The sequence below is a fragment of the Pseudooceanicola endophyticus genome (assembly GCF_018760365.1).
GTDB classification, from domain to species: domain Bacteria; phylum Pseudomonadota; class Alphaproteobacteria; order Rhodobacterales; family Rhodobacteraceae; genus Pseudooceanicola; species Pseudooceanicola endophyticus.
On record NZ_JAHIAB010000017.1, the window covers coordinates 13,483 to 39,875 of the forward strand.

Consider the following 26,393-nt stretch of genomic DNA (forward strand, 5'->3'; position numbering starts at 1 on the left):
GCATAGGCGATCATCCAGCCGACCTTCGAGAGCTTGCGGGCATCAGGATAATCTGGCCCGCGCGGTAATTGATCACGACACACATCACGCAGCCCCCCCCGAAAACGAACAGTGACGTACTCTAGGAACTTCCGTCTTCTGGTCTCCAGGAACGCGGGGACCACGATAGGGGGCCTCAGGACTCGTTCAGCGCTGGAAGCCGTGAAAGGCGGGCGCGCCGTGTCGGAGCTGGCCTGCCTCCCCGCTCCGTTGACAGGTCCCCCAGATCAAGCACGCGGCAGGAGGCATGGATTCACCGCCCATCCGTTGAAGCTCGGGGCTATTCAGTATGCTGGGCTGACAAGGGCAAGTCAGGGGAGACGTGCGCATGAGTTTCGCCAGCATTCTATGGAAGGTGACGAGCGCGCTCTGGTCACCGACGTTGGCGCCCCGGATTCTGACTGGCCGCCGCATTACGCAATCATGTGGTGAGCAATTCGTCAGAGTGAATCTTTGCCATGATGTCGACCAGATAGCGTACTACGGCGATATCCTTCGACGATGGGCCGGTCATTGCATAGACTGTGTTTGTCAGAGGCATGCTCTTGCCGCCAGGGCAAAGTTCTTTCAGCTTCCCCGAAGCCAGCAAGGGCGCAGCGATATGACGAGGCACATAGCCGACATTGCGCCCGCTCAGGATGAGGGCGAGCTGGGCGCGCGCGCCCCTTCCGACATCTCCACGGGCTTGCGCGTCAATCGGCGCACTGAAGAAGCTTTCGACCTTGCCGCTTGTGACATGGGCGACGGCATCTACTTCTTCGGTCCTTAAACCGTCTGAAACGCGATTGAAAAAGGGGTGCCCGACACCACAGCACAGCATGGAACGCTCTTCGAACAGTGGCCGCACATAGAGCTGGGCCCGGGTCTCTCCCGGGATGCCAATCCCGACATGCATCAGCCCGTCCGCCACACGTCCGATCACCTGCGTGCCCAGCATGACTTCAAGGTGGAAATGCACATTGGGATGGCTGTCCTGCAGCCGCGCCAGGGCCTCTGGGATGCGGCTCTTGGGATGTTCAAGTATCGACTCTTGCACCGCAACGGACACTTCGTGCTGTGCAAGGCGGCTCAGATCCGACGTCGAGGCACGGAAGACCTCAACCTCGGCAAAGAGCCTCTGAGCGGCCTTGTAGGTTGCCTCCCCTTCGGGAAAGAGGCGGAAGCCCTTCGGCCCCCGCTGGCACAGCGAAGCCCCAAGACGCAGCTCCAACGCCTTCACGCTTTCGCTCAACACCGATTGCGACACGCCCAAAGCTGCCTGCGCAGCGGAAAACCCGCCCTCGTCGACGATCGCACAGAAATGACGCAGCAATCTGATATCGGAATCCTGCGGGGCTTGAAGCCGGGCCATCGGTACGCATTGTCCTGGAATGTCTGTTTTCCCGTGGGCACGGGGCAGGTGCAATCATTGCCAGCCATGGCAAAGTGTCAAGCAATCCGCCGCCGTACCGACGTTTCGGGAAATCCGGAACATGGATCGGGTATTCCATATGGTTTCACGCAGACTCCGCTTTCTATCCTGCCCCTCGAAGCCGGGCCGACGCAGCGCCCGGCACGACCACCTGACAGCAGGAGAAACCATGTCCGGACAGAAATTCCACCTTGGATGGTTCACCAACTTCGCCCTCGATGACTGGAACACGCCCCTGGCGAGCGGCGGTATGCCCTGGGACGGACAGTTCTATGTTGACATGGCGCAGATGCTGGAGCGCGCCTGCTTCGACTACATCATGCTCGAGGATACGCTGCTGATCTCGGACACCTACGGCGACAGCCGCGAGGTCTACCTCAAGCACGGGCTGATGGCACCGAAGGGCGATCCAACGCCGCTCGCCGTACTGCTGGGCTCCAAGACGAAGAACCTCGGCGTGGTCTCGACCATGTCCACCATCAGCTACCACCCCTTCACCCTGGCGCGGCTGTGCTCGACCGTGGACAGCCTGATCGACGGCCGTTTCGGCTGGAACATCGTCACCAGCGGCGAGGATGCCGCGGCCCAGAACCTTGGCATGGACAAGCTGCCCCCCCGCCAGCTGCGCTACGACATGGCCGATGAATACGTCGCCGCCTGCCGCGCGCTCTGGAACAGCTGGGAGCCTGGCGCCGTGGTGCGCGACCGTGCCACCAGCACCTATGTCGACCATACCAAGGTGCGCGAGGTGAATTTCAAGGGGACGTATTTTTCGACCCGCGGACCGCTGAACACTGTACCTTCGCCCCAGGTGCAGCCGACCCTGGTGCAGGCCGGTGGCTCTCCGCGCGGTCGCGAATTTGCCGCGCGCACCGCCGACAGCATCATAGCCCCCTCCTCCGGCGTGGCCGGCATCAGGGCCTACCGTGACGACATTCGCGCCCGGGCCGCAGCCGCCGGGCGCAATCCCGACGACATCAAGGTACTCTTTGTCGTCGCCCCCATCGTTGGCGCGACCGAAGAGGAAGCCAAGGCCAAGGCAAAACGCATCACCGAGGCGCCGGATTATCTGGAAAAGGTACTGGCCTCGATCAGCCTGATCACCGACATCGACTTTTCCAAGTTCGACCCGGACCAACCGCTGCCCGATCACATGGAAACAAACGGCGAACAGGGATCTCTCGATGCCTTCGCGCAATGGGGCAGTGGAAAGACGCTGCGACAGCTGGCAGTGGAGCAGGTCTCGCGCGGGTTGCCCGGCATGGTCGGCACCCCCGAACAGGTCGCCGACAGTCTCTGCAGCGTCATGGATGAGGTCGGCGGCGACGGCTTCCTGATCACCAAGCCCTTCACCACCTTCATCGGTCGCCAGCATGTGACCGACATCTGCGAGGGCCTGGTGCCAGAGCTTCAACGCCGAGGCCGTGTGCGGACGGAATACACCGCGGACACCCTGCGCGGAACGCTGCGGGAATTCTGATTTTCCTGCGACGACGGCGGGTCGTCAGATCCTGAACACCAGCCGTCCCCGGCTGACATGCCCGGCCTCCAGCCGGGCATGTGCATAGCGGGCCTCTTCCAGCGGCACCTGCGCGGCGATCTGGGGCACCAGGCGACCAGCCGCCGCAGCATCCACAACGGTACGGAGCGTCCCGGCATGATCGTGGATATGCGGAATGGTGAGCCTGACCCCGAAATCCGCGGACTGGTCCTCGAAAGGCTTGGCGATCAGGGCCACCATGTGACCGGCAGGCTTCAGAACCTGCCATGAGCGATCCGCCGTCTCGCCTCCGATCAGGTCCAGAACCACATCCATGTCACGCGCAATCGCGGTGAAATCCTCTGCGTCGTAGGCGATGGCCCGATCGGCCCCCAGTGAAGTGACGTAATCACGATTTGAACTCCGGCAGGTGGTCAGCACTTCTGCTCCGACGGAAGCCGCCAGCTGCAGGGCCAGGCTGCCGATGGCGCCGGCTCCGCCATGGATCAGCACCCGGCTTCCGGCCGTGATCCGCGCCGTTTCCATCAGACAGATCCAGGCACAGACACCCGCATGCATCAGCGCTGCCCCTTCGGCGAAACCGAGGCTGTCGGGCAGGGCCACCACGGCTTCGCGTCCCAGGACCACAGCCTCGGCATGGGTTCCCTGCTGTACGTGCTGGGCGACGACGCAGACCCGGTCGCCAATCTTGAAGTCATCGACCCCGGCCCCCAGGGCCGACACCACCCCCGCGCCATCGCGCCCCGGGATCTTCGGCAGACTGACCTGAAAGATATGCGAAAGCTTCCCCGCCCGCAGCTTGACGTCTGCCGGGATCAGGCTGGCAGCCCGGAGATCGATTCGAATTTGCCCTGGCCCGGGCTGCGGAAGGGGCATCTCTGCGTACCGAAGGACCGAAGGACCACCGAATTCGTCATAATATGTAGCTTTCATGCCTAGTTTTCCATCAGCTGTCTCTGGGCCTGGCTTTTTCCCGGGAGCCCCACCGTCGCAGCACCGCTGCGAACCACGAAATTTCTTGTACCTCAACCATGTGAGATTTCACATAAAATTCGAAATCCATTTGTTTCGTCCCCAAGGGAGACCCGCCATCGAGCGGAAATAAAAGGGAAAAGCGTTCGAAAAAAAGCAGTTGTCTCGCCTCGTGGCGTGGCCTGTCATGAGCTGGCGACCACGATTGCACCCAATGCGTTGGAATACCCTCAACGAAGCAACCCCTCCCGGACAGGCCAACAGGACACCCCCTAGATGAACGCAAAATTCTCTCGCTTCCGGCTTCTTGCCCTGACTGCCGCCGCCGCTTGCAGCCTCTCCACCGTGGCTTCGGCCGAGACCCTGAGGCTAGGCAATGAAGGCACGAATCCGCCCTTCTCGATCATGTCCGGCGACGGCACGCTGAGCGGGCTTGAACCCGACCTCGCCCGGGAAGTCTGCAAGCGGATCGGCGCGGATTGCAAACTTGTCGTAATGGATTTCAGGGCCCTCGTTCCCTCGCTGCTGGAGGGCAAGTTCGACCTGCTCGTCGGCAACATGACCCCTTCCGAGAAGCGTCGGGAAAAGCTGGATTTCACCCGGCCGGTGTTGTCCAATCCGGTAAGCTTCGTCGTCCCCAAGGACAGCGACTGGACCCTGACGCCAGAGGGTCTCAGGGGCAAGAACGTCACCGTCGGATTGCAGCGGGGCGACATGAATGCGGCTTACTTGAAGACCCTCTTCGGGGATTCCGTCAAGTACCGCGACTATGACAACCCGGATCAGACGATCCTCGACCTGACTGCCGGGCGCATCAACATGCTTTTCATGCCCAAGCTGACGGCAGCTGTGAAGCTGATCGACACGCCAAAGGGCAGTGACTGGAAATTCGCCGGAGAGCCTTATTACTCCGGACAGGAGGACCTTCCGGCGGATCAGCGCGGCAATGCCTGGCCCGTGCGCAAGGGGGACACGGCTCTGCTCGACAGGGTCAACGGAGCCCTGAACGCGATGCTTGCAGACTGCACCTATACCAAGATCCGCGAGAAATACATCAGCACCCCGCTGCTGCCCGAAGATGCGGCCTGCGCCGCCAAGAAATAGCTCCGGCTGGGCCCCCCAGCCCCGCGATGCTGCGGGGCTGGGTTCCAGGACACCAGAAAGCCCGTCAAAGGTAAGATGACCCCATGCCCACCAGCGTCGATTATTCCGGCTACTTCCAGCAGATGCTCGGAGGCGTTTCGATCACAGTGCAGATGCTGCTCTGGAGCTTTGTGATCTCTCTGGCCATCGGAACCGTTTTCGGGATCCTGCGCACGGGCGCCTCCGGGGTCGTGCAGATTCCGCTGACGATCTACATCTCGATCATGACGGGCGTCCCCTCGCTGCTGATCCTCTTCATTATCTATTATGGCGGCTCTGGCGTGCTAACCGCGCTGCTGGGCTACGACCGGAGCTTCGATGTCTCGCCCTTCTCCTCCGGCGTGGCAGCCATCGCCATGGTCAATGCCGCCTATGTCTGCGATCTGGTCCACGGAGCGATCCGGAACCTGCCGAAAGGCCAGTTCGAGGCCTGCACCGTGCTTGGCCTGCCAAGGTTCCACGCCTGGCGCCTGATCCTGCTGCCGCAGGTCTTCCGGCTCGCGCTTCCAGGCCTTGTCAATATTTGGATCATCATCCTGAAAGAGACATCGCTCGTTTCCCTCGTCGGGCTCAGCGATCTTGTCACCGTCGCCAAGACCGCAGGAGGGGCTACCTCCGAACCCTTCGTGTTCCTGATCGTCGCATCGTTCTTCTACATCGCCATGAGCACCCTGACCGTGCCCCTGGCCAACCGGCTGGAGCGGCGACTGAACCGGGGTCAGACCCCTGTGGGAGCATAAACGATGCATTTCGATCTCTCTCTTGCCATCGCGAGCCTTCCTGCCCTGTTCCACGGGCTGATGATGACGATCTGCCTGTCGATTTTCGTATTGCTGCTCGGTATCGTCTTCTCTGTTCCCATGGCGCTTGCCCGGATGTCGAAGCGGCGCAGCCTGGCCTGGCCTGCCCTGGTCTTCGTGATCTTCTTTCGCGGCACGCCCGTTCTCGTGCTGCTCTACATCCTCTATTTCGGCATCGCCCAGTTCGCCTGGGTCCGGGAGAGCTTTTTCTGGCCGCTGTTTGCGGATCCCTTCGGCTGCGCCGTGATCGGCCTCGCCCTCAACCATGTCGCCTACATGACCGATGTCGTACGCGGCTCCCTGCTCTCGGTGCCTAGGGGCATCGCCGAGGCCTCGCTCGCCCTCGGGATCCCGGAGCGGAAGGTCTTCCTCTGGGTCCGGCTGCCCCTGGCCCTGCGCTACGGGATCCGGGCCTACCAAAACGAGGTTGTAGGATTCATCAAGGGCACCGCGATCGTCTCGGTCGTCACCATCAACGATCTGACTGCGGTGGCCAACGGCATCTTCCAGGAAACCTACGATCCGCTGACCCCGATGATCACCGCCGCGGTGATGTACTGGATCGTCGTCAACCTGGTCCGGCTGGGCTTTGCCGGTCTTGACCGCTGGCTGAACCGGCACCACGCCCCGGAGCCCGCCAGCAGGACCCGGACACGAAAGGCGGCTGTCGCATGAAGAGCCTACTTGACGGGATCCGCGCCCTCGACACGGAGATGCGCACGATCCGCCACGATCTCCATGCCCACCCAGAGCTTGGCCTTGAGACCCATCGCACCTCTGCCGTGGTTGCCGATTTCCTGGAAGGGCTGGGCATCGAGACCCATCGCGGGGTCGGCGGCACCGGCGTGGTTGGCGTGCTGCGTGGCCGGCGTTCGAACCGCTCCGTGGGCCTTCGCGCCGACATGGACGCCCTGGCGATCGCCGAGGCCACCGGCCTGCCCTATGCCTCCCGCACGCCCGGGCTGATGCATGGCTGCGGCCATGACGGACACACGGCCATGCTGCTTGGCGCCGCGAAATACCTTGCACAGCATCGCGATTTCGAAGGCACGGTGAACCTGATCTTCCAGCCCGGAGAGGAAGGCTATGACGGAGCCCGCGAAATGATCCGCGACGGATTGTTCGAAAGGTTTCCCTGCGACGCCGTCTTCGGCATGCATAACGAACCCGGGCTGCCCCTGGGACAGATGCGGACCGGCTTCGGCACAATCGCGGCCGGGGGCGGCAATTTCGACATCACCGTGCAGGGGCGCGGCGCGCATGGCGCCGAGCCCGACCGCGGCATCGATCCGGTGCTGGCCGCCTGCCACGTGGTCACCGCCCTGCAATCCATCGTCGCCCGCAACGTGCCCCCGCTGGCCTCCGTCGTCGTCAGCGCCACCCGGATCGAGGGCGGCAGCGCCTACAACGTCATCCCGGAAAGCGCGACGATTTCCGGCACCGCGCGCTATTTCGACGTGGCCCTCGGCGAAACGGTGCAGGCCCGCATCGCCGCGCTCGCCAGCGGCATTGCCGAGGGGTTCGGCGCAACCGCGGAGACCGATTTCCGGGTGATGTTCGCCCCCCATGTGAACGATCCCGAAAAGACCGCCCTGATGGTCGCCTGCGCCCGAAGCATCCTGGACCCCGAAGCGGTCAGTACCGAGATGGAGCCCTCGCTCGGCTCGGAGGACTTCTCTTTCATGCTGGAGGCCGTCACGGGCGCCTACATGATGATCGGCAACGGGTCCGGCCACCCCCTGCACCACCCCGAATACGATTTCTGCGACGACGCCCTGGTGCATGGCGCCGCGCTCTACGTGCGGCTCGCCCAGGAAGCCACGCGTGCGCCCGAAGAACAGGATCCGACATGAGAGATATCTCCACACCTCAGACGATCGACGTCTCACTGAGGGATGTCGTCAAGCATTACGGCCCCTTCCAGGCCCTAAAGGGCGTCAGCCTGGAGGTTGCCAAGGGCGAGACGATCGTGATCTGCGGCCCCTCCGGGTCGGGCAAGTCCACGCTGATCCGCTGCATCAACCAGCTCGAAACCCACGATTCCGGCGACATCGTCGTGCGCGGCATCACCGTCGACGGCACGCCGGCCAACACCCGCGACGTGCGCATCGAGGTCGGCATGGTGTTCCAGCAGTTCAACCTGTTCCCGCATATCACGGTGCTGCAAAACTGCACCCTCGCGCTGCGCCTGCTGAACAAGGGCACGAAAAGGCTCAACGAGGAAAAGGCGATGTACTACCTCGAACGGGTGCGCATCGCCGAGCAGGCACACAAGTATCCCGCGCAGCTTTCCGGCGGTCAGCAGCAGCGCGTTGCCATCGCCCGCGCCCTCTGCATGGAGCCCCCGGTAATGCTCTTCGACGAGCCCACCTCCGCGCTCGACCCGGAAATGATCAACGAGGTGCTCCAGGTCATGGAGGACCTGGCGCGCGGCGGCATGACCATGATCTGCGTGACCCACGAGATGGGCTTCGCGCGGCGTGTCGCCGACCGCTGCGTGTTCATGGCCGATGGCGAGATCCACGAGATCGCCCCCGCAGAAGCCTTTTTCGATGCCCCGGAAAGCCCGCGCCTGCGGGGCTTCCTCGACCGCATCCTCCCCTCGACTGCCCATAGTTGAAGACAAGAAAGACAACAGAACCATGGCGCAAGACACCCACGCCCCGCTCCGCCTCGCCGTCGACATCGGCGGCACATTCACCGACGTCGTCCTGGAACGCGGAGCGCTGCGGATCACCCGCAAGCTGCTCACCACCCATGACGCCCCCGAGCGCGCGGTGCTCGACGGGATGAAGATCGTGCTGGACGAGGCGGGCTACGGCTTCGAAGAGATTTCGGTCTTTGTCCACGGCACCACGCTGGCGACCAACGCGATCATCGAACGACGCGGCGCGCGGACCGCACTGTTGACCACCGAGGGCTTCCGCGACGTGCTTGAGATCGGCACCGAGAGCCGTTTCGACCAGTACGACCTGTTCCTGGAGAAGCCCGCGCCGCTGGTGCCCCGCGCGCTGCGCTTCGGCGTGCCCGAACGCATCGACGTGGACGGCAATGTTGTCACCCCGCTAGACGAGGCGGCCGTCCGTGCCCTTGCGCCGAAGCTGGAGAGCGCCGGCGTCGAAGCCCTCGCCATCGCCTTCCTGCATGCCTATCGCAACCCCGCGCACGAGCGCCGCGCCGCCGCCATCCTGCGCGAGGAACTGCCCGGGGTCGAGATCACCATGGCCGGCGAGGTGGCGCCGGAGATCCGCGAATACGAACGCACCTCCACCGCCGTCGCCAATGCCTATGTCCAGCCGCTGATGGCCTCCTACCTGACCCGGATGGAAGCCGCGCTGGCCGAGGCGGGCTTTGCCGGGATCACCTATCTGGTGACCTCCGGCGGCGGGCTGACGGCGATCGAGACCGCCCGGCGCTTCCCCGTGCGGCTGGTCGAATCCGGGCCCGCGGGCGGGGCGATCTTTGCCGCGCAATTCGCCCGGCGGCTCGGGGTCAGTGACCTGCTCTCCTTCGACATGGGCGGCACCACGGCCAAGATCTGCCTGATCGAGGATGCCGAACCTGCCACCTCGCGCTTCTTCGAGGTCGACCGCGCCGCGCGCTTCCTCAAGGGCTCGGGCCTGCCGCTGCGCATCCCCGTGATCGAGATGGTCGAGATCGGCGCCGGCGGTGGCTCCATCGCCCAGGTCGACACGCTGAAGCGTGTGACCGTCGGCCCGGAGAGCGCCTCCTCCACCCCCGGCCCGGCCTGCTACGGGCGCGGCGGCGACCGCCCGACCGTGACCGATGCCGACGTGGCCCTCGGCCTCATTGACCCGAACGGCTTTGCCGGCGGGCGCATGACCCTCGACAAGGCCGCCTCCGAGGCCGCGCTCTCGCGCGACGTGGGCGTGCCGCTCGGGCTCAGCGCCTCCCATGCCGCCTATGCCGTGCACGAGATTGTATGCGAGAACATGGCCTCCGCCGCCCGTGTCCATGCGGTGGAACAGGGCGCCGATCTCGGCACCCATGCGATGATCGCCTTCGGCGGCGCCGCACCGCTGCATGCCGCCCGCGTGGCGCAGAAGCTCGCGATGGACCGCGTGATCATCCCACCGAACGCCGGCGTGGGCTCTGCCGTCGGCTTCCTCTCGGCCGCCGTGGCCTTCGAGGTGCTGCGCAGCCGGCACGTCACGATCGGGCGCCACGACGCCGGAGAGATCTCGGCCATGCTCGACGACATGGCCGCCGAGGCACGCGCCCTTGTCGAGCCCGGCGCCCTTGGCGCCCCGCTGGTGGAAACCCGCACCGCCTACATGCGTTACGTCGGTCAGGGCCACGAGATCGCGGTCACGCTCGCCCCGGGACAGAGCGCGCTCGAGGATGCCTCCGCACTGCGCGACGCCTACGAACAGGCCTATGCCGGCATGTTCAACCGCGTCATTCCCCAGGCCGAGATCGAGGTCATGACCTGGTCCGTGCTGGTCTCCACCGTGCCGGCCAGCCCCGCGCGCCTGCCCGAGGCCGCACCGGCCCCCGTCCCCGCCCCGATCGGGCGCCGTCGCGTCTCGCTCGGCGAGAGCGAGCTCGACGTGCCCGTCTACGACCGCACCGCCCTGACACCGGGCGCCCGGGTCAGCGGCCCGGCCATCATCACCGAAGACGAGACCGCCTCCTTCGTGCCCGGAGAGTTCGATCTTCACCTCGACATCACGGGATGCCTCGTGATGGACCGCCGCACGGCGCGCAGCGCAACCAAAGGAGAAGCGGCATGAGCAAGAGCCCGAGCGTGATCGAATTCCAGGTGATGTGGGACCGGCTGATCGCCATTGCCGAGGAACAGGGGCAGGTGCTGATCCGCACCGCCTTCTCTCCCGTGGTGCGGGAATGCGGCGACATCTCGGCCGGGATCTTCGACCCGCAGGGCCGGATGCTGGCCCAGGGGATCACCGGCACCCCCGGCCACGTCAACACGATGGCGGAATCCGTGGGCCATTTCCTCGCCGCCTTCCCGACCCAGACGATGAAGCCCGGCGATACCTACATCTGCAACGACCCCTGGAAGGGGACCGGGCACCTGAACGACTTCGTCGTCACCACGCCGGTCTTCAAGGACAGCAAACTGGTCGCGCTGTTCTCCTGCACCAGCCACATCGTCGATATTGGCGGCGTCCATGGCCTTGATGGCACCGACATGTTCATGGAGGGCCTCCAGATCCCGATGCTGAAGCTTGTTGACCAGGGCAAGGTCAACGAGACCCTGATGGCGATGATCCGTCAGAACTCGCGCCTGCCCGAGGAGAGCGAGGGGGATGTCTATGCCCTTGCCTCCTGCAACGAGGTCGCCAGCCGGCGGCTGGTCGAGATGATGGAGGAATTCGGCCTCGGCACGCTCGACGCTCTCAGCGCCCATATCATCGAGCGCTCCCGCGAGGCGGTGCTGGGAGAAATCCGCAAGCTGCCGAAGGGAAGCTGGACCTACGAGATGACCGCAGACGGCGATGACACCCCGGTCACGCTGAAGGCCCGGCTGACGATTTCGGACGATGGCATTGATGTCGATTATGCCGGCTCCTCCGGTCCGGCACGGCGCGGGCTGAACGTGCCCCTGCCCTATGCGCGGGCCTATACCTCCTTCGGGATCGGCTGTGTCGTGGCCGGACACATCCCCAACAATGCCGGCTCTCTAGATCCGATCCGGGTGAGCGCGCCCAAGGGATGCATCCTGAATGCCCAGCCCCCCGTCGCCGTGCATTCGCGCCATGCCTACGGGCAGCTGCTGCCCGACATGGTCTTCGGCTGCCTGCGCCAGGCGGTCCCCGATATGATCCCCGCCGAGAGCACCTCGGGGCTCTGGATCATGGCCCTGCACGGGCGTCGGCGCAGTGGTCCCAGGGACAAGGCGGCCTTCGGCCTCGCCATGACGCTCTCGGGCGGCACCGGGGCACGGCCGGGCAAGGACGGCCTTTCCGCCACCGCCTATCCCTCGGGCGTCATGGGGACCCCGATCGAGATCGCCGAGACCCAGTCGCCGCTGATCTTCCTGCGCAAGGAACTGCGCGAGGGCAGCGGTGGGGCCGGTTCTTATCGCGGCGGCCTGGGCCAGGTGGTCGAGGTGGCCAGCCGCGAGGACGCGCCCTTCTCCTTCGCGGCGACGATGGAGCGGGTGAAATTCCCGGCGCGGGGATGCGAGGGCGGCGAGAACGGTGCCCCCGGCTGGATCGGGCTCGGCAGTGGCGAAGTGCTCGATTCTAAGGGTCAGCACGAAATTGCCCCCGGGCAGTCGCTGGTGCTGAAGACCCCGGGCGGGGCCGGGCTGGGCGGCGCGGCTTCCCGCGATCCCGTCCTTGAAGACAGTGACCGGTGCAACGGCCTGACCGGAGTGCAAGCATGAGCGGCATGCTTAAAACCCCAACCGAGGTCACCACCTTCCGATCCCGCTTTCCGATCTTCCGCGACAAGGTGCACTTGGCCAGCAATTCCATGGGCGCCGTCAGCGACGTTGTCCTGGAGGCGGCCGAAGCCTGCATGCGCGAACGTCTGGAGCGCGGCACCACCTGGCCGCTGGCGATGCAGCGCCACGACGCGCTGCGCGAGACCTTCGCACGGCTGATCGGCGCCCGGATCGGCGAGGTGGCGATCTGCTGCTCCGCCACCCAGGCCATGGGCGCAATCGCCTCTTCCCTTTCATGGGAACGCCGCCCCAAGGTCCTATTCGACGCCTATTCCTTTCCCTCGATGGCCTACCTCTGGCGCGCTCAGGCGATGCGGGGCGCCGAAGCCGTGATGGTGCCGGCGGGAAATGACGCCCGCCTACGCCCCGAGGCCTTCGATCCCTATCTGGACAGCAGCGTGCAAATCGTCTGCGTCTCCTCGCTCTGCTACAAGAACGGGCATCGGCTGGACATCCGTGCGTTGTCCGAACGCGTCCATGCCGTCGGAGCGATCCTAGCGGTCGACGATTACCAGAGCTTTGGCACCCGCGCGATGGACATGGAGGCCCTCGGCATCGACATCCTGGTCACGGGCACGGCGAAATACATGCTGGGCGCGCCCGGGCTTGGTTTGCTCTACGTCCGCGAAGCGCTGCTGGATCGGCTGCACCCCACTCTGACGGGCTGGTTTGGTCAGCAGGACATGCTGGAATTTCAGATCGATCAGCACGACGAGGCCGGCGATGCACGCCGCTTTCAGACCGGAACCCCCGCAATGGGTGCCATGTACGAGAGCCTCGCCGCCGCGCGCCTGCTGGAAGAGATCGGCCTGGAGCATATCGGGGCATGGGTCACGCAGCTTACCGGCCATGCCATTGACCGGCTGACGGCAGCGGGTCACACCGTCATCACCCCGCGCGATGACGCGGCCCGCGGCCCGCAGGTCACGCTGGCGGTCTCCGACGCTCCAACGGCCGTCGCGGCGCTCGCCGAACGCGGCGTGATCTGCTCGACGCGAGATGGCAAGATCCGTACAGCTTGGCATTATTATAACACCGCCGACGACATCACCGTGCTTGAGGAGGCCCTGAGTGGGGTGGCGTGATCCCGGTCTCGCCTCCGGACTGACGAATTGCTATTGCACACCAGATTTGAAAAAGGAGGGGTCATGGCCCAGGTAGAAGAGGAATCGTTTCGCACATCCATCCTCTACTGGCTGCGTGTCTTCGAGGAACGTTCCAATACGGAATTCGTTCGGGTCATGGGGGGGGGCAAATCCCTTGTGGCGCGCTGGCGTACCCTGTCGATCCTGGCAGAGCTTTCCGGCCTCACGATCAACGATCTGACCCGGCACACCCAGATCGAGCGGACGGCCCTCAGCCACCTGCTGACGCAGATGGAAAAGGAAGAGCTGATCCGGCGCGAACCCTATCCAAACGACCGCCGGATCATCGGCGTCCATCTGACGGAGGCCGGTCACACGATGTTCGAGCACATGCTGCCGGTCCGCCGCCACATTTTCCGCGAAGCCGCTGAAGGCATCCCCGAGGAAGACTTGGAGGCCATGCTGAAGATCACGCGGAAACTGGTCGACAACCTTGATCGGATTGCCGGCATGCCTCCGAAGCGCGACGCGGAGACACCGGAGGATCAGGCCAACGCCTGAACCTCGATCTCCACATCGAATTCCATCGGCCAGGACCCCACGGTGACAAAGGTCCGCGTCGGGAAATGATCCGAGAAATATGCTGCATAGACTTCGTTGATCATTCGGAAATGCGCCGCGTTCGCAGCATAGACCGTCACCTTGACGACCTTTTCGCGGTCCGTTCCAGCCGCCTTCAGCACCCTGTCGATATAGCGGAAGATCACCTCTGTCTGGGCTCTCACATCTCCCTTCGCCAGCTCTCCGGTATCCGGGTCGATGGGCGGAGCCCCTGAAACGAAGACGAAGCCGCCCGCTCTGATCGCAGGCGAGATCGGCACCTTGTTGCGTTCCAGGAATTCCGAGATGTTCGGAACGTAAATGGTCTCGACTTGGGAAGGCATGTGGTCTCCTTTGTTCAGGTCTTGGCCGGTCGCCGCGCAAACCGTGCCGGGCGAAAGCCCTCCAGCGCAGCAAGCGCCCGGGACTCTCCCGCCATTCCGGCCGCAATCAGTTCGCCACTGCGGGCGGCCAGGGTCAGCCCCAGCATGCCGTGCCCTGCAGAGATCCAGATCGGATCCGAAGCCTCTGTCGCCGGGCCCATGAGCGGCAGACTGTCGGGCGTGCCCGGCCGCTCTCCGGCCCATTCCTGGGCAATGCGGGCGCGGGCCAGGCCCGGTAACATCCGCTGAGCCAGAGGCAGCAGAATCCGGGCGCGTTTCCAATCGGGGGCGCGGCGGAAGCCGGCGAATTCCAGCGTGCCGGCAACCCGCGGGCCACCCTGCATCGGAGTCACGGCAATGTTCATCTCCGCCTCGATCACCGGCCCGTTCAGGGCCAGCTCTTCCGTATCGGCCAGGGTCACATTGTAGCCGCGCATCGGCTCCAGCATCAGGCGCAGGCCGATGCCCCGCGCCAGCCTGCCCGAAAGCGTCCCGGCGGCGATCACCAGCCGCGACGCGCCAAGCTGGGCGCCGTCCGCGCAATGCAGTACGGCGCCCTCTCCCCCCCGTGAAACCCGGGTGACATTGCGGATTTCACCCTGCCCCCCCTCGGTCAGGAACAGCGCGTACAGACATTCGCAAAGCGCCCTGGGGTTTACCACATAGCTGCTTTCCGGCAGGTAGAGCCCGAAGGCGTAATCCTCGGCCAGCGCCGGCTCCATCTTCCGCAACGCGCCGCGCTCGATCAGGTCCGCCGCGATGCCGTTGCCGGCGCAGACGGCGGCCTTGTGCTTCAGCTCTTCGGCCACCGCGGGATTGCGGGTCACGTAGAGCTCGCCGCGCGGACGGAAGAGATCGGCCGCCGGCGAACGGGCGCGCAGGCGCTCCCAGGCTGGCGTCGCACCCGAAAGCAGCCAGGCCAGGTGCCGCTCGCCCGCCGCCGCCGCCTCTGGCCGTGACGCCCGCAACAGGTGTCGTGCCCAGGGCAGCATCGCCGGAATGCGCGCAGGGCGCAGCACCAGTGCTCCTTCTGGATTGCTCAGCATCCCCGGCACCTGCCGCAGGATGCCCGGCTGAGCCAGCGGCAGGGACGACCCGGTCTGGATCATCCCGCCGTTGCCCGCAGAACACGCCGCACCCGGCCCCGTGGCTTCGACCAGGGTGACCTGTGCCCCGCGCCGCAGCAGCGTCAGGGCCAGCGAAACCCCGACGACCCCGGCCCCGAGCACGAGGATGCTCTGCCCCGAGAGGTCTGCCATGGCCTACTCCGCGGCCAGCCGCGGCATCGGCGCGCAGGAGAACAGACGTTCCTCCTCGATCCGCGGCGCAGTCAGGTTGAGCGGTGCGAGGTAGTGACGCAGGTAGGTCGTATCGACCCCCTCGCCACGCTCGGCCCGCAGCCTGCTCCGCTGTGTCTCGGTCGCCGCCGGATCGGGCTGCCCGTCCTCGCCCAGCACCACGCCGTAGACGTCGCGCGCGTAATCCGGCGTGATCAGCTCCAGCAGCAGATCCTGCGCCACCAGCGCCGGATCGCGCTCCAGCGCATCACCGTTGCCGGCACCGCCCGCCGAGATGTGGCAGAAGATGTCGCCCGCCTTCATCTGCACCTGTTCCATCGGCATCACCGGCAGCACGACCTGGTTTTCGCCCGGGTTCAGGATGTTGTAGCAGGGCGTGCCCGGGGCGCCGCCATCGACGCCATAGGGCAGATGATGGCGCCGGTCCGAACGCATGATCAGCCCGGCCTCGGGCGCCAGCAGCTGGTATTCCCGCACGAAGGCCGGAGCTCCGCGGAATTTTCCCGGACCGCCGGAGTTCGGCACCAGACCGTAGCGCGTCATCCGCACCGGGAACTGGGCCTCGATCATCTCGACCGGCTGGTTGGTGCCGTTGCCGCCGGGGTTGGGGATGCCATGCTCGCCATCGCGCCACGGGAAGGCCCCGCCTGAGCCCGCCAGCGTCTCGGTGCAGACGAAGGCTTCGCCGTTTATCCGTCCGGCGATCACCGGGAAGGTGACCCCGCCCTCGCCAGCCGCAGGCACCCGTTCGGGCAGGATCTGGCCCAGGGCACCAAACAACGTGTCCAGCATCCGCCAGCCCATCAGCGCCCGGGCGGCACAGGCCGCCGGCGGGCGCGGATTGACGATGCAGCCCTCGGGCGCAACCGTCCTGATCGGGTAGGTGAAACCCTCGAAATTCGGGATGTCCGCGTCGGTGACGCATTTCACCGCCAGATAGCCCGCCGCCTTGGTGAACGGGATCGGGCAGTTAATCGCCCCGCGCACCTCGTCCGAGCTGCCGGTCCAGTCGATGATGATCTCGTCGCCGGCCACGGTGATCGCCAGCTCCAGGCGGATTTCCTCGGGGGTCTCGCCCAGCCCGTCGACGTAATCGGTGAACCGGTAGGTGCCGTCGGGCAGCGCGCGGATCTCCTCGCGCATCATCTCCTCGGAACGTGCATGCATCTCTTCGATGAAATCGCGGAACACCTGCGCGCCATAGCGCATCACCAGAGCTTCGAAGGCTCGTGCCGCCGAAGTGACCGCTGCAATCTGCGACTGCATATCGCCGATCACCATCTCCGGCAGGCGCGTGTTCAGCGCCATCATCTTGAAGAAGGTATCGTTCGCCACGCCGCGGTCGAACAGCTTCAGGATCGGGATGCGGACCCCTTCCTGATAGATCTCCTTGGCATAGACAGCGGTCGATCCCGGGGCCAGCCCACCCATGTCGGTCTGGTGGACCAGCGTGCAGGCATATCCTTCCAGTTGATCTTTCACGAAGACCGGCTTGACGATGTACACATCGGGCAGATGCATGCCCCCCGCCACATAGGGGTCGTTGAAGACGAAGACATCGCCGGGGTTCGTGTCATCCGCCGTGGCGGCAACCAGCTTCTGCATCGCGTCGGGGAACGAGCCGAGATGCAGCGCCATGGTCATGCCATGGGCGATGATCCGGCCCTTCCGGTCGCAGAGACCGGTGGAATAATCCATGGAATCCCGCACGATGGCCGAATGCGCCGTGCGCATGATGACCAGGGCCATCTCGTCAGAGATAGAGGACAGGGCATTGCGGATCACCTGAGCGGTGATGGCATCGGTGCGCTGTTTCATTGCTGTGCCTCCTTGCGGGTCAGGACGATATTGCCGCCGGCATCGCAGGCTGCGGCCCAGTTCGGCGGAACCACACAGGTCGTGTCGTATTCCTCGATGATCAGCGGCCCGTCGCTCGGGGCCTCGCCCAGCGAGGCGCGGCGCAGGATCGGAGTTTCATGGAAGCCATGCGTGGCCCCGAAATAGACCCGCCGCGGGGCCGGAAGCGCGCCATCGTGGCGCAACGCGCCGCCCATGTCGATCTGTGCGGCCTGATCCAGCGGCACTGTGCCGACGACGCGCAGGTTCACGCTCTGGATCTGCGAATTCTCGATGGCATGGCCATAGGTCTGCCGGTGCTCTGCATGGAAGGCCGCCCGCATCGCGTCGATGTCGACCTGCCCGTCGGGCTGGGTCGTCACCGGCACGCTCAGCTCGTGCGCCTGGCCGATGTAGCGCAGGTCGGCCTGGCGGGACAGGACGACGGTCTCCGCCGGGCAGCCCTCCTCGGCCATCAGCTCCAGCAGCTCCGCTTCCAGCCGACCATAGACCGCGTTCAGCATATCGGCCCCTTCGGCATCGACAGCGCCCAAGCAGGATTGCGCCATTTCCTGCTCGATCGGCGTCCGCAGCAGACCATAGGCCGAAAAAACGCCGGGATTGAGCGGGATGACCACGCGTTTCATCTCCAGCGCCTCGGCGATCTCGGCGGCCAGCACCGGGCCGTTACCACCGATCGCAAACAGGCTGAAGTCGCGCGGGTCGCGCCCCCGGAAGGTCGAGACCGCCTTGACCGCGCGCACCATCGTGCCAGCCGAAATCTGGAAGATCCCATGTGCGGCCTCCTCAAGCGAGGTACCGACCACGTCAATGACCTTGTCGCGCATGACCTCCTCGGCCAGGGCGCTGTTGAGCTTCAGCGCACCACCGACAAGATAGTCCGGGTTGATGAACCCAAGCAGGATCATCGCGTCGGTCAGGGTGGGGTTCTCGCCGCCCGCGTCATAGGCCACAGGCCCCGGATCCGCTCCGGCACTCTGCGGGCCGACGGTCATGGCTCCGGCCCGGTCGAACCCCACGATCGAGCCGCCGCCGGCACCGATCTCGGAAATGTCGATCACAGGAAGCTTCAGCGCGTGCCCGCCGCCCATCACCAGGCGCGAGGAGAGGTTGATGCCCGCGCCTACCTCGTAATCCGAAGTCTTGGAGACTTTTCCGCCTTCGACCATCGCGGCCTTGGCCGTGGTACCGCCCATGTCCAGCGTGATGAGGTCCGGCAGGTTCTTGGAACGCGCCAGATCAGCCGCCCCGATAACCCCGGCAGAGGGGCCGGATTCAACGATGTAGGCCGGCTTGAGCGACGCCGCCTGCACTGACATGACCCCACCGTCGGATTTCATCACCTGCACAGGAGAAACCACTCCGATGCCGCGCAGCGACGCTGTGAGGCTGTCGAAATAGCGCGTCAGCACCGGCCCGAGATAGGCGTTGACCACCGTGGTCGAAGTCCGCTCATATTCGCGGATCTCAGGCAGCAGGTCCGCCGAGGCGGTGATGAAGACGTCGGGCAGCCTTTCCCGCAGACGCTCGGTCACAGCGATCTCATGAGTCTTGTTTGCATAGGAATTGATCAGGCAGATGGCGACGGCCTCCACCCCTTCGCACGCCAGGCGCACTGCCAGGGCATCGACCTCGCCGAGCGAGAGCGGCGTCACCACCTCGCCGGCCCCCGACAAACGTTCGTCCAGCTCGAAACGCAGGTTCCTTGGCACCAGGGGCTCGGGACGCTTGAAGCTGAGCGTATACATCTGCGGGATGCGCAACCGGCGGAATTCCAGCACGTCCCGGAACCCCTTGGTGGTGATCAGAGCGGCCTTTGCTCCGCGGCCTTCCAGGATCGTGTTGGTTGCAACCGTCGTCGCATGAACGACGCTCTCGACGCGATCTGCGGCGATGCCTTCGTCCGTCAGCACCGCTGCGATGCCACCCACAATACCCCGACCGTATTCCGATGGGGTGGTCGGGACTTTCCGGGTCAGCAGGGATCCAGCGCTCCCGGCAAAGACCAAATCGGTAAACGTCCCTCCGACATCAATGCCGATACGAAAGGTTTCATCACTTGAGGCGTGCATTGCAGAGCCGTCCTAACTGTCCCAATTCCTCGTGCTTGGTATAGTATGTGAAATTTCACATGCAAACGTGAAACCATGCTTCAGCCGCCTTGCCGCACGTTTTCCCAACGAATTTTCCATGCCGAGGGGGTGGCGAAAGGGGGCTCCGTCAGCCCATTTCCCATCGACACTCTTTCAAAAACAAATTATATCAGTAGGTTGAAATGCCCGCAGCGGTAGGCATCTCCTCCAACCTTCTCAGCGCCCAAATTTTGGGCCAGCGCCGACAGGCAGACCCGTTCAAAGCCGCCTCCGGGCCCCTCCGGAACGGGACCACCACGTCTTCACGGCCATGCGCTTTTACTTGTTCTGTCAGGCAAACGGATGACGTCCGCGGATGTGGTGTAGCTTACGGCCGCCATCGGGTTTCCCGGTAGGGTCGGGTTGAGAGAACCAACCCCATGATGGAGCTGCGTGCGCTTGTCGAAAAGAGTGCAGATGTCGATCTTCTGCGCGAGATGATCGGCTTCGCGGCCGAGCGAGTGATTGAACTTGAGCTCGGCAAGAAGACCGGCGCCGACTACGGCGAGAAGAGCAGCGACCGGCTGGCGCAACGCAATGGCTACCCGGATCGGGACTGGCAGACCCGTGCGGGCAGCGTCGAGCTGCGTATCCCGCGGCTGCGTACCGGGTTGTACTTCCCGTCTTTCCGCGAGCCACGGCGGTCCGCCGAAAAGGCCCTGACCGCCGTGATCCAAGGTGAGGAGGATCAGGAAACAGCGTGGGGCGCTGTTTCCCCGACGAACGATGTTCACGGCGTATCGACCCGCTCCATGGATGATCTCATGCAGGCGATGGGATGAGGAAGATCAGATGACCGTCCGGGGGACAGTCATCCCTACGAATGCGGCATCTCGAAGAGCCAGGTCAGCCGCTTGTGCGAGGAAATCGACGACCGTGTCGATGCCTTTCTGACCAAGCCCACCGAGGGAGAATGGCCTTGCCAGTGGATCGATGCGACGTATCTGAAAGTGCGCCAAGGCGGTGTTCGGGGCAGCCCTCGGACCATTTATGGATGGCTCCCGCGTGGCAAGGGCTTTTCGTTGAAATCTGGCGGCTGGTCGGCTGCGGTCATTTATTCGGCGTCTGGATTGCAGCACGATGGCTGCGCGCCCTGATGAAAGTCCGCGTGGCTGCCGCTGGTCCCGATTAATGGCGCGCGCTCGAAGCGCTCTGGTCCGAACAGGGTATCCCGGCAGCTTGTCCGTCAGATGGCCATCATCCCACCTTGCACCTCACCATCTCGTTCGGGGCGGACAGCCCCGGATGTCTCAGGCGGCGCGCGCCGTGTCGTAGCTGGTTCCGTTTCTCAGCAGGGCCCAGACGGTTCTCGCCATGCGGTTCGCCAGGGCGATCGCAGCCTGCTTTACGGTCTTGCGCTGCAGGCATTTCCACAGCCAGTCGTCACCGGGCTGCCCGCGCCGCCGGGCGGCAATCACCCCCGTCACGCCGGAGGCGTGCCTCTGGCACGACGCCCCGAGATAGAGCAGCCGCAGCAGCAGCAGGTCGCGGTTGCCCATCTCGGAAATCCGCCCGAGCTTCTCCTTGCCGCCGCTCGAATGCGGCTTCGGCGTCAGCCCCACCTGATCGTCTTCGGCGAAGTCATGCGCTTCGTTGATGAAGCGAAGGAACACACCGCGTCGCCTCTCGTTTACTACAAGGGATGCTACCATCAGGTTTCGGCCTGATCGGAAAACCGGACGGGAGAAGCTGTTGCATCTTCCGTCCGATCAGAAGAGCGATGCCTGAAGGTCAGGGCACTGATGGGCCTCGACGTGTGTCCTTCCGCTGTACGCCGCATGCGCGCGCTCGGTATTGTAGACAGTCATCCTCTTGCCGATGCCTTCCCCCCGAGCTGCTGATAGCTAACTTCTTCGATTTGGAGAACGACAGGGCGGGGAAGGAGCCTTTCCAGCAAGGTCGTCGAACCAGGCCATCTCTGCGGTGGCCAATCGGAACGGCCTGCTCTTCGTCAGCTTTCGCAACCACTGCTGGCCCTGCCCAGTCGCCCCCCACCTGTATGGTGTGGGAAATCATGCGGCTGATCTCAGGTCGCCCCTTGCCTGCGATTGACCGACAGGGCGATCTCGATCAGGCCCTGAATGTAGTCCAGTCCGCCGTCCTGCTTGCGGATCCCGAAGTTCAGCTGCTTCATTAGCCCGTTGGGCCCGATGCGCAGGCTTCGGACCGGCAGGTCGCACCCCTCTTCCTGGATCAGCCAGTCCGGAATGACACTGACCCCCCGCTGTGCCGCCACCAGGTGCAGCATCAGTTCCGTCGTCTCGATCAGGGTGCGCGCGCGCGGCCGGCACTGCGCGGGGATCAGGAAATGCGTGTAGAAATCCAGAAGTTCGGTCGCGACGGGCAGCGTGATCAGGGTCTCCTCCAGAATGTCACGCGGCTGCACGAAGGGCACCTCTGCCAGCGGATGATCCTCGGGCACGACGAGGCGCAACTCGTAGTCGAAGACCGGATGGAAGCTCAGCGCAGCATTCTCTTCCGGGTCCGGGGTGATCAGCACGTCGATCTCGCGGGATTCCAGCGCGGTGATGCCGTCGAAACGGAAACCGCTGCGAATGTTGAAATCGACCTCCGGCCAAGCCGCCAGATAGGGCCGGGTCAGGCGCATCATGAACTTGTGACAGGGATGGCAGGCCATGGCGATCCGCAACGTGCCCTTGCGTCCGCTGGCAAACTGGCGCAGCACGCGCTCGGCGTGCTCGATTTCGGGCACAAAGCGCTCGGCGATCTCAAGAAGATATTCCCCGGCCTGAGTCAGATGCAGGTTGCGCCCCTTGCGCAGCCACAATTGCAGGCCGAAACGCCCCTCCAGCTTGGACATGGCGTGACTGAGCGCAGACTGCGTTAAATTCAGTTGCTTAGCGGCAGCCGTGACGCTGCCGGTGCGGCTGACCGCCAGGAGGATCGCCAGGTGCTGCCGTTCAATCATATGAAGCTCGCTCATGCAGACATGAAGTAATGCCATTAGTGTTCATAATTTATCGTGGCTATCAGTCAAGGCACCGCCCGAGAGCGCAATCTTCGGGCCGTCCTCCAACCAGCAAGGCTGACCATGTCCCAAGCTTTCTCGCGCCCCCTTCCGACGGTTTTCGACGAACGGATCGAGAGGCAGTCGCACAACTCCGCCAAATGGTCCCTGGCCCGCAAGCTCCTCCCGCCCGAGGCCGCTGCGGCTGATCCGCTGCCGATGTGGGTGGCCGACATGGATTTCCGCGCGCCCGCTCCGGTGCTGGAGGCACTGCATGCCGCCGTCGATCACGGGGTCTTCGGCTATCCCGGCGGAGCCAGCGCCTCTTACCTTGAAGCCGTTACCGGGTGGCAGGCCCGCCGCTTCGGCTGGCAGGTCGACCCCGACTGGGTGGTCCCTGCCTCCAGCGTCATCACGCTGCTGAAGACCTGCCTCCAGGCCTTCAGTGCGCCGGGCGATTCCGTCCTGATCCAGCCGCCGGTCTACAGCCACTTCCACGATGACGTGCTGCTGAACGGACGCCAGCTTGCCTTGGCCCCGCTGGAGCGCACGGAAACCGGCTACCGCTTCGACCCGCAGGCCTTCGAGGCCGCCATTCGCCCTAACACCCGCCTTTTCATCCTCAGCAACCCGCACAATCCGACCGGCAATGTCTGGTCCGCCGAGGAACTGCGCCAGATGGGCGAGATCTGCGCCGCCCATGACATCTTGGTCATTTCGGACGAGATTCACCAGGATCTGATCATGGATCCCGCCCGCCGGCACGTACCCTTCGCCTCGCTCGGAGAGGGGCTTGCCCACAACAGCGTGACCTGCACCGCCCCCAGCAAGACCTTCAATCTGCCGGGCCTGCAATGTGCCAATGCCTTCGTGCCCGATGCCCGCCGCCGCGCCGAGATGCTGCGCCAGCAGGAACGCAACATGGTGCCGCTGAACAACAGCCTGGGGCTGGTGGCCTGCGAGGTCGCCTACCGCCATGGCGAACCCTGGCTTGAAGCGTTGCTGGACTATCTTCGCGCCAACCATCGCCTGCTGCGCGAGGGCCTTGCCGCCTATAGCGACCGGATCAAGATCCTTCCGGCGCCCGCGCTCTACCTGGCCTGGCTGGATTGCCGAAGCCTCGGGATGACGCCTGACGCGCTTGAGCATTTCCTGCTGACCCGCGCCCGGCTCTGGCTGGATCGCGGGCCGAAATTCGGCACCGAGGGGCATGGCTACATGCGCATCAACCTCGGCTGCCCCCGTTCGGTGGTCGAAGAGGCCCTGACGCGCCTCGGCGCGGCTCTGGAAACGCTGGATAGGCCCGGCGTCGCAGAGGCCGGACGTCACCGCATCGACGCCTGATTTGTGTTGCCGCTGCCTGGCCCGCATGACGCGGGCCGGGCCTGATCTGCCTGACCGCCTCTGGCGGCCGGCCAATAAAGATGGGTCGGAGGCGCAGACAATGCGTCCGGGAAACGCCATCGCCTCAACCACAGTGGAGTTTGGACTTTGCGAACCGATATCGCACTTGAAGAGTATGAACAGGAAGACCTGAAACGAAACCTGCGGCCCCGCCACATCCAGATGATCGCCATCGGCGGCGCCATCGGAACGGGGCTGTTCTACGGATCGGGATGGGCCATCAAGACCGCCGGCCCGGCGATCCTTCTGACCTATCTGATCGGTGCGGTCGCGATCTACTTCGTGATGCGCGCGCTTGGGGAAATGGCCGTGGAAGAGCCGGTCTCGGGCTCCTACATCTCCTACTCCAGCCGCTACATCCACCGCTTCGTCGGCTTCCTGAACGGCTGGAACGCCTTCGTCTTCCTGCTCGCGGGCACCTCGGCCGAGTTCAACGCCCTGGGCCATTACGCACAGTTCTGGTTCCCTGACTTGCCGATCTGGGTCACCGCGCTCTGCGCCGTTTCGGTTATCTTCGTGGTCAACATTTTCGGTGTCGCGCTCTATGGCGAGGCCGAGTTCTGGTTCTCGATGATCAAGGTCACGGCCATCGTCGTGATGATCCTGATCGGCATCGGCATGATCGCCTTCGGCCTGGGCAATGGCGGAACCCCGGTGGGCCTGACAAACCTGACCAGCCATGGCGGCTTCTTCCCCATGGGGCTGAGCGGCACGGTCCTGTCGCTGGTGATGGTCGCCTTCTCCTTTGGCGGGGTCGAGAACCTGGGCCTGGCCGCCGGCGAGGCGCGTGACGTGAAGAAGACGATGCCCCGGGCGGTCAACGCGACCTTCTGGCGTCTGCTGATCTTCTATGTCGGCGCGATTGCCGTGCTGGTCATCGTCTTCCCCTGGGATCAGGTCAGCGCCAATGGCAGCCCCTTCGTAGCGATCTTCGAGCGGGTCGGCATTCCGGGCGCAGCAGGTCTGGTCAATCTGGTGGTGATGACCGCGGTGATTTCGGCGGTGAACGCCGGTGTCTTCACCAACAGCCGCACCTTCTACAACCTGTCGCTGCAGAAGAACGCCCCCGCCTTCCTGGGTAAGGTCAACAGCCGCAAGGTGCCCTCGCGCGCGGTCCTGCTGGTCTTCGCCACGATGTTCTGCGGCGTGGTGCTGAACTTCTTCATGCCCGAAGACGCCTTCTCGGTGTTCTCCTCGATCACGGTCTTCGGCCTGGTCTGCGCCTGGACGACGATCCTGGTCTCCCATCTGCGCTTCCGCCGCGTGCGCATTGCTAATGGTCAGGCCGAGGCGATCAGCTACAAGATGCCGTTCTTCCCCTATGGCAACTACATCGCGCTGGCCTTCATGGCGACGGTCATCCTGTGCATGGCCATCCTGCCCGACATGCGGCTGCCTCTCGGGGTCTCGATCGGGTGGGTCGCCTTTGTCTTCGTCATGTACCAATTCTACACCGCACGCGAGCGGCGTCAGGTCTTGGCCTAACCTAAGGATATCCCGAAGTGAACTTTCCAAGGGCCGGCCTTCCCCGGCCCTTGGTGCAGGAAAACCCGGTCAGGAGCGCTATCGCACAACAAGAATACGCAAGATGCCAGGGTCGTCCGAACTGGACCGATTATGGGGTCTAGTAGGATGATTAACGTTGGACATCGGCACCGATGCTTCCAGAAAATCCGAGCACCCTGGCGGGCCACTTCCTTCAGGATACCGTGCAGTATGGTAGCCCGGCTGCACAGGTCCAGCATTAAACTTTGAAGCGTACCAGCTATTCGCACAGCTTGTCCAAGATCTCGAATTCCCCATGAAGGAGCTTCCGCTGCGCACGGCGCACGGCTACAGAAGGACTGGTCCAGGCAACAACCGTTCCTGCCGCGCCAGATAGGCGCCCAAATCGAGAAGATCGTTGCCCATCAGAACTTCAGAAGGGCAACCGACCAGCCGGATTACGTGGTAGACCTGCACCGCGACTGATCATCCGACCCCGGGCACTTGGCCTCTTGGAGCGCATGGCGGGCATGGCAACGCGCACGCCACAACAGCGCGTTGACACTGGTCGGAGGGGAGAGTTTCTCTAGGATCTCACGTGGACAGTCCATTTGATCGGGAAGCTCGCTTTCGAACAGCACATCGGCCAGAACGATTTCCCAATCCGGGCCGGAGGACGCTTGGACAATCGCTGCCGTGGTCTGTTTCTGCCCGTTGGAATCGGAGAGCGCGACCGCGCAGTAAAAGGTGGCCTCCAGAAAGCGATCTGCACGCTTGACTGCCAGGGCTGTCGCCTCCAGCGTCTCCTGTAGACCCAGCCCGGCCACCGCCTCCTTCAGAGCTGACACGCAAAACCCCGCCAACGCCGAAACGTCCAAATCC

The 26,393-nt window shown here is 64.3% G+C and carries 21 protein-coding genes and 1 pseudogene; 13 read left to right on the forward strand and 9 right to left on the reverse strand.

The genetic code is table 11. From position 1 onward, the window contains the following. Positions 1-460: 460 nt before the first annotated feature. Complete coding sequence (locus tag KM176_RS22160; RefSeq protein WP_160896821.1) at positions 461-1,390, reverse strand: LysR family transcriptional regulator; 930 nt, start codon at positions 1,388-1,390, stop codon at positions 461-463. 229 nt (positions 1,391-1,619) lie between these two features. On the opposite strand from KM176_RS22160, the gene KM176_RS22165 reads away from it, so the two are divergent. Then, positions 1,620-2,930, forward strand: a complete 1,311-nt coding sequence (locus tag KM176_RS22165) for an NtaA/DmoA family FMN-dependent monooxygenase (protein WP_160896822.1) — start codon at positions 1,620-1,622, stop codon at positions 2,928-2,930. Between the two features lie 24 nt (positions 2,931-2,954). On the opposite strand, the gene KM176_RS22170 is transcribed toward KM176_RS22165, so the two are convergent. After that, positions 2,955-3,827 (reverse strand): NADP-dependent oxidoreductase, encoded by an 873-nt coding sequence (locus KM176_RS22170; RefSeq protein WP_160896823.1) that lies wholly within the window; start codon positions 3,825-3,827, stop codon positions 2,955-2,957. Positions 3,828-4,199: 372 nt separating this feature from the next. On the opposite strand from KM176_RS22170, the gene KM176_RS22175 reads away from it, so the two are divergent. The 9 genes from KM176_RS22175 to KM176_RS22215 all read left to right on the forward strand — a co-directional run bounded on the left by KM176_RS22175 (position 4,200) and on the right by KM176_RS22215 (position 13,945). Further along, positions 4,200-5,027, forward strand: a complete 828-nt coding sequence (locus KM176_RS22175; RefSeq protein WP_160896824.1) for a transporter substrate-binding domain-containing protein — start codon at positions 4,200-4,202, stop codon at positions 5,025-5,027. A gap of 83 nt (positions 5,028-5,110) precedes the next feature. After that, positions 5,111-5,806 (forward strand): ABC transporter permease subunit, encoded by a 696-nt coding sequence (locus KM176_RS22180; protein WP_160896825.1) that lies wholly within the window; start codon positions 5,111-5,113, stop codon positions 5,804-5,806. A 3-nt stretch (positions 5,807-5,809) separates the two neighbouring features. Then, a complete protein-coding gene (locus tag KM176_RS22185) occupies positions 5,810-6,541 on the forward strand; it encodes an ABC transporter permease (protein ID WP_160896826.1) in 732 nt (243 codons plus the stop codon). Then, positions 6,538-7,719, forward strand: a complete 1,182-nt coding sequence (locus KM176_RS22190; protein WP_160896827.1) for a M20 aminoacylase family protein — start codon at positions 6,538-6,540, stop codon at positions 7,717-7,719. The genes KM176_RS22185 and KM176_RS22190 overlap by 4 nt, the downstream gene beginning before the upstream one ends. Further along, on the forward strand, positions 7,716-8,486 hold the full coding sequence (locus tag KM176_RS22195) for an amino acid ABC transporter ATP-binding protein (protein WP_160896828.1): 771 nt from the start codon (positions 7,716-7,718) through the stop codon (positions 8,484-8,486). Before KM176_RS22190 ends, KM176_RS22195 begins: the two co-directional genes overlap by 4 nt. A 22-nt stretch (positions 8,487-8,508) precedes the next feature. Beyond that, the gene (locus KM176_RS22200; protein WP_160896829.1) at positions 8,509-10,620 is read left to right on the forward strand and encodes a hydantoinase/oxoprolinase family protein; all 2,112 of its coding nucleotides are present in this window, start codon (positions 8,509-8,511) and stop codon (positions 10,618-10,620) included. After that, positions 10,617-12,239 carry a hydantoinase B/oxoprolinase family protein gene (locus KM176_RS22205; RefSeq protein ID WP_160896830.1) on the forward strand — a complete coding sequence of 541 codons (1,623 nt, stop codon included), beginning with the start codon at positions 10,617-10,619 and terminating at the stop codon, positions 12,237-12,239. Before KM176_RS22200 ends, KM176_RS22205 begins: the two co-directional genes overlap by 4 nt. Further along, positions 12,236-13,384, forward strand: coding sequence for an aminotransferase class V-fold PLP-dependent enzyme (locus KM176_RS22210; protein WP_160896831.1), 1,149 nt, complete (start codon positions 12,236-12,238; stop codon positions 13,382-13,384). The genes KM176_RS22205 and KM176_RS22210 overlap by 4 nt, the downstream gene beginning before the upstream one ends. A 63-nt stretch (positions 13,385-13,447) precedes the next feature. Next, positions 13,448-13,945, forward strand: coding sequence for a MarR family winged helix-turn-helix transcriptional regulator (locus KM176_RS22215; protein WP_160896832.1), 498 nt, complete (start codon positions 13,448-13,450; stop codon positions 13,943-13,945). On the opposite strand, the gene KM176_RS22220 is transcribed toward KM176_RS22215, so the two are convergent. The 4 genes from KM176_RS22220 to KM176_RS22235 are packed head-to-tail and all read right to left on the reverse strand — an operon-like array spanning position 13,930 to position 19,594. Next, complete coding sequence (locus KM176_RS22220; protein WP_160896833.1) at positions 13,930-14,328, reverse strand: RidA family protein; 399 nt, start codon at positions 14,326-14,328, stop codon at positions 13,930-13,932. The two genes, KM176_RS22215 and KM176_RS22220, sit on opposite strands and share 16 nt — an antisense overlap. Positions 14,329-14,342: 14 nt before the next feature. Continuing rightward, entirely contained in the window at positions 14,343-15,626 is a 1,284-nt protein-coding gene (locus KM176_RS22225) for an NAD(P)/FAD-dependent oxidoreductase (RefSeq protein ID WP_160896834.1), read from the reverse strand. A 3-nt stretch (positions 15,627-15,629) separates the two neighbouring features. Beyond that, positions 15,630-17,483: a hydantoinase B/oxoprolinase family protein gene (locus KM176_RS22230; protein WP_160896835.1), complete on the reverse strand. Its 1,854-nt coding sequence runs from the start codon at positions 17,481-17,483 to the stop codon at positions 15,630-15,632. Next, complete coding sequence (locus tag KM176_RS22235) at positions 17,480-19,594, reverse strand: hydantoinase/oxoprolinase family protein (protein WP_160896836.1); 2,115 nt, start codon at positions 19,592-19,594, stop codon at positions 17,480-17,482. Before KM176_RS22235 ends, KM176_RS22230 begins: the two co-directional genes overlap by 4 nt. A gap of 440 nt (positions 19,595-20,034) precedes the next feature. On the opposite strand from KM176_RS22235, the pseudogene KM176_RS22240 reads away from it, so the two are divergent. Continuing rightward, positions 20,035-20,619 (forward strand): annotated as a pseudogene (locus tag KM176_RS22240) (transposase); the annotation flags it as partial. A 285-nt stretch (positions 20,620-20,904) separates the two neighbouring features. Here the strand turns inward: KM176_RS22240 and KM176_RS22245 are convergent. Continuing rightward, positions 20,905-21,267, reverse strand: a complete 363-nt coding sequence (locus KM176_RS22245; RefSeq protein ID WP_375372137.1) for a transposase — start codon at positions 21,265-21,267, stop codon at positions 20,905-20,907. A gap of 413 nt (positions 21,268-21,680) precedes the next feature. Next, positions 21,681-22,583, reverse strand: a complete 903-nt coding sequence (locus KM176_RS22250; RefSeq protein ID WP_160896837.1) for a LysR family transcriptional regulator — start codon at positions 22,581-22,583, stop codon at positions 21,681-21,683. Between the two features lie 123 nt (positions 22,584-22,706). On the opposite strand from KM176_RS22250, the gene KM176_RS22255 reads away from it, so the two are divergent. Together KM176_RS22255 and KM176_RS22260 are read left to right on the forward strand one after the other, a co-directional pair. Beyond that, complete coding sequence (locus KM176_RS22255) at positions 22,707-23,966, forward strand: MalY/PatB family protein (protein ID WP_160896838.1); 1,260 nt, start codon at positions 22,707-22,709, stop codon at positions 23,964-23,966. A gap of 147 nt (positions 23,967-24,113) precedes the next feature. Next, positions 24,114-25,511, forward strand: coding sequence for an amino acid permease (locus tag KM176_RS22260; RefSeq protein ID WP_202398076.1), 1,398 nt, complete (start codon positions 24,114-24,116; stop codon positions 25,509-25,511). Positions 25,512-25,969: 458 nt separating this feature from the next. Here the strand turns inward: KM176_RS22260 and KM176_RS22265 are convergent, their stop codons facing one another. Further along, on the reverse strand, positions 25,970-26,359 hold the full coding sequence (locus KM176_RS22265) for a hypothetical protein (RefSeq protein ID WP_160896839.1): 390 nt from the start codon (positions 26,357-26,359) through the stop codon (positions 25,970-25,972). Positions 26,360-26,393: the final 34 nt, after the last annotated feature.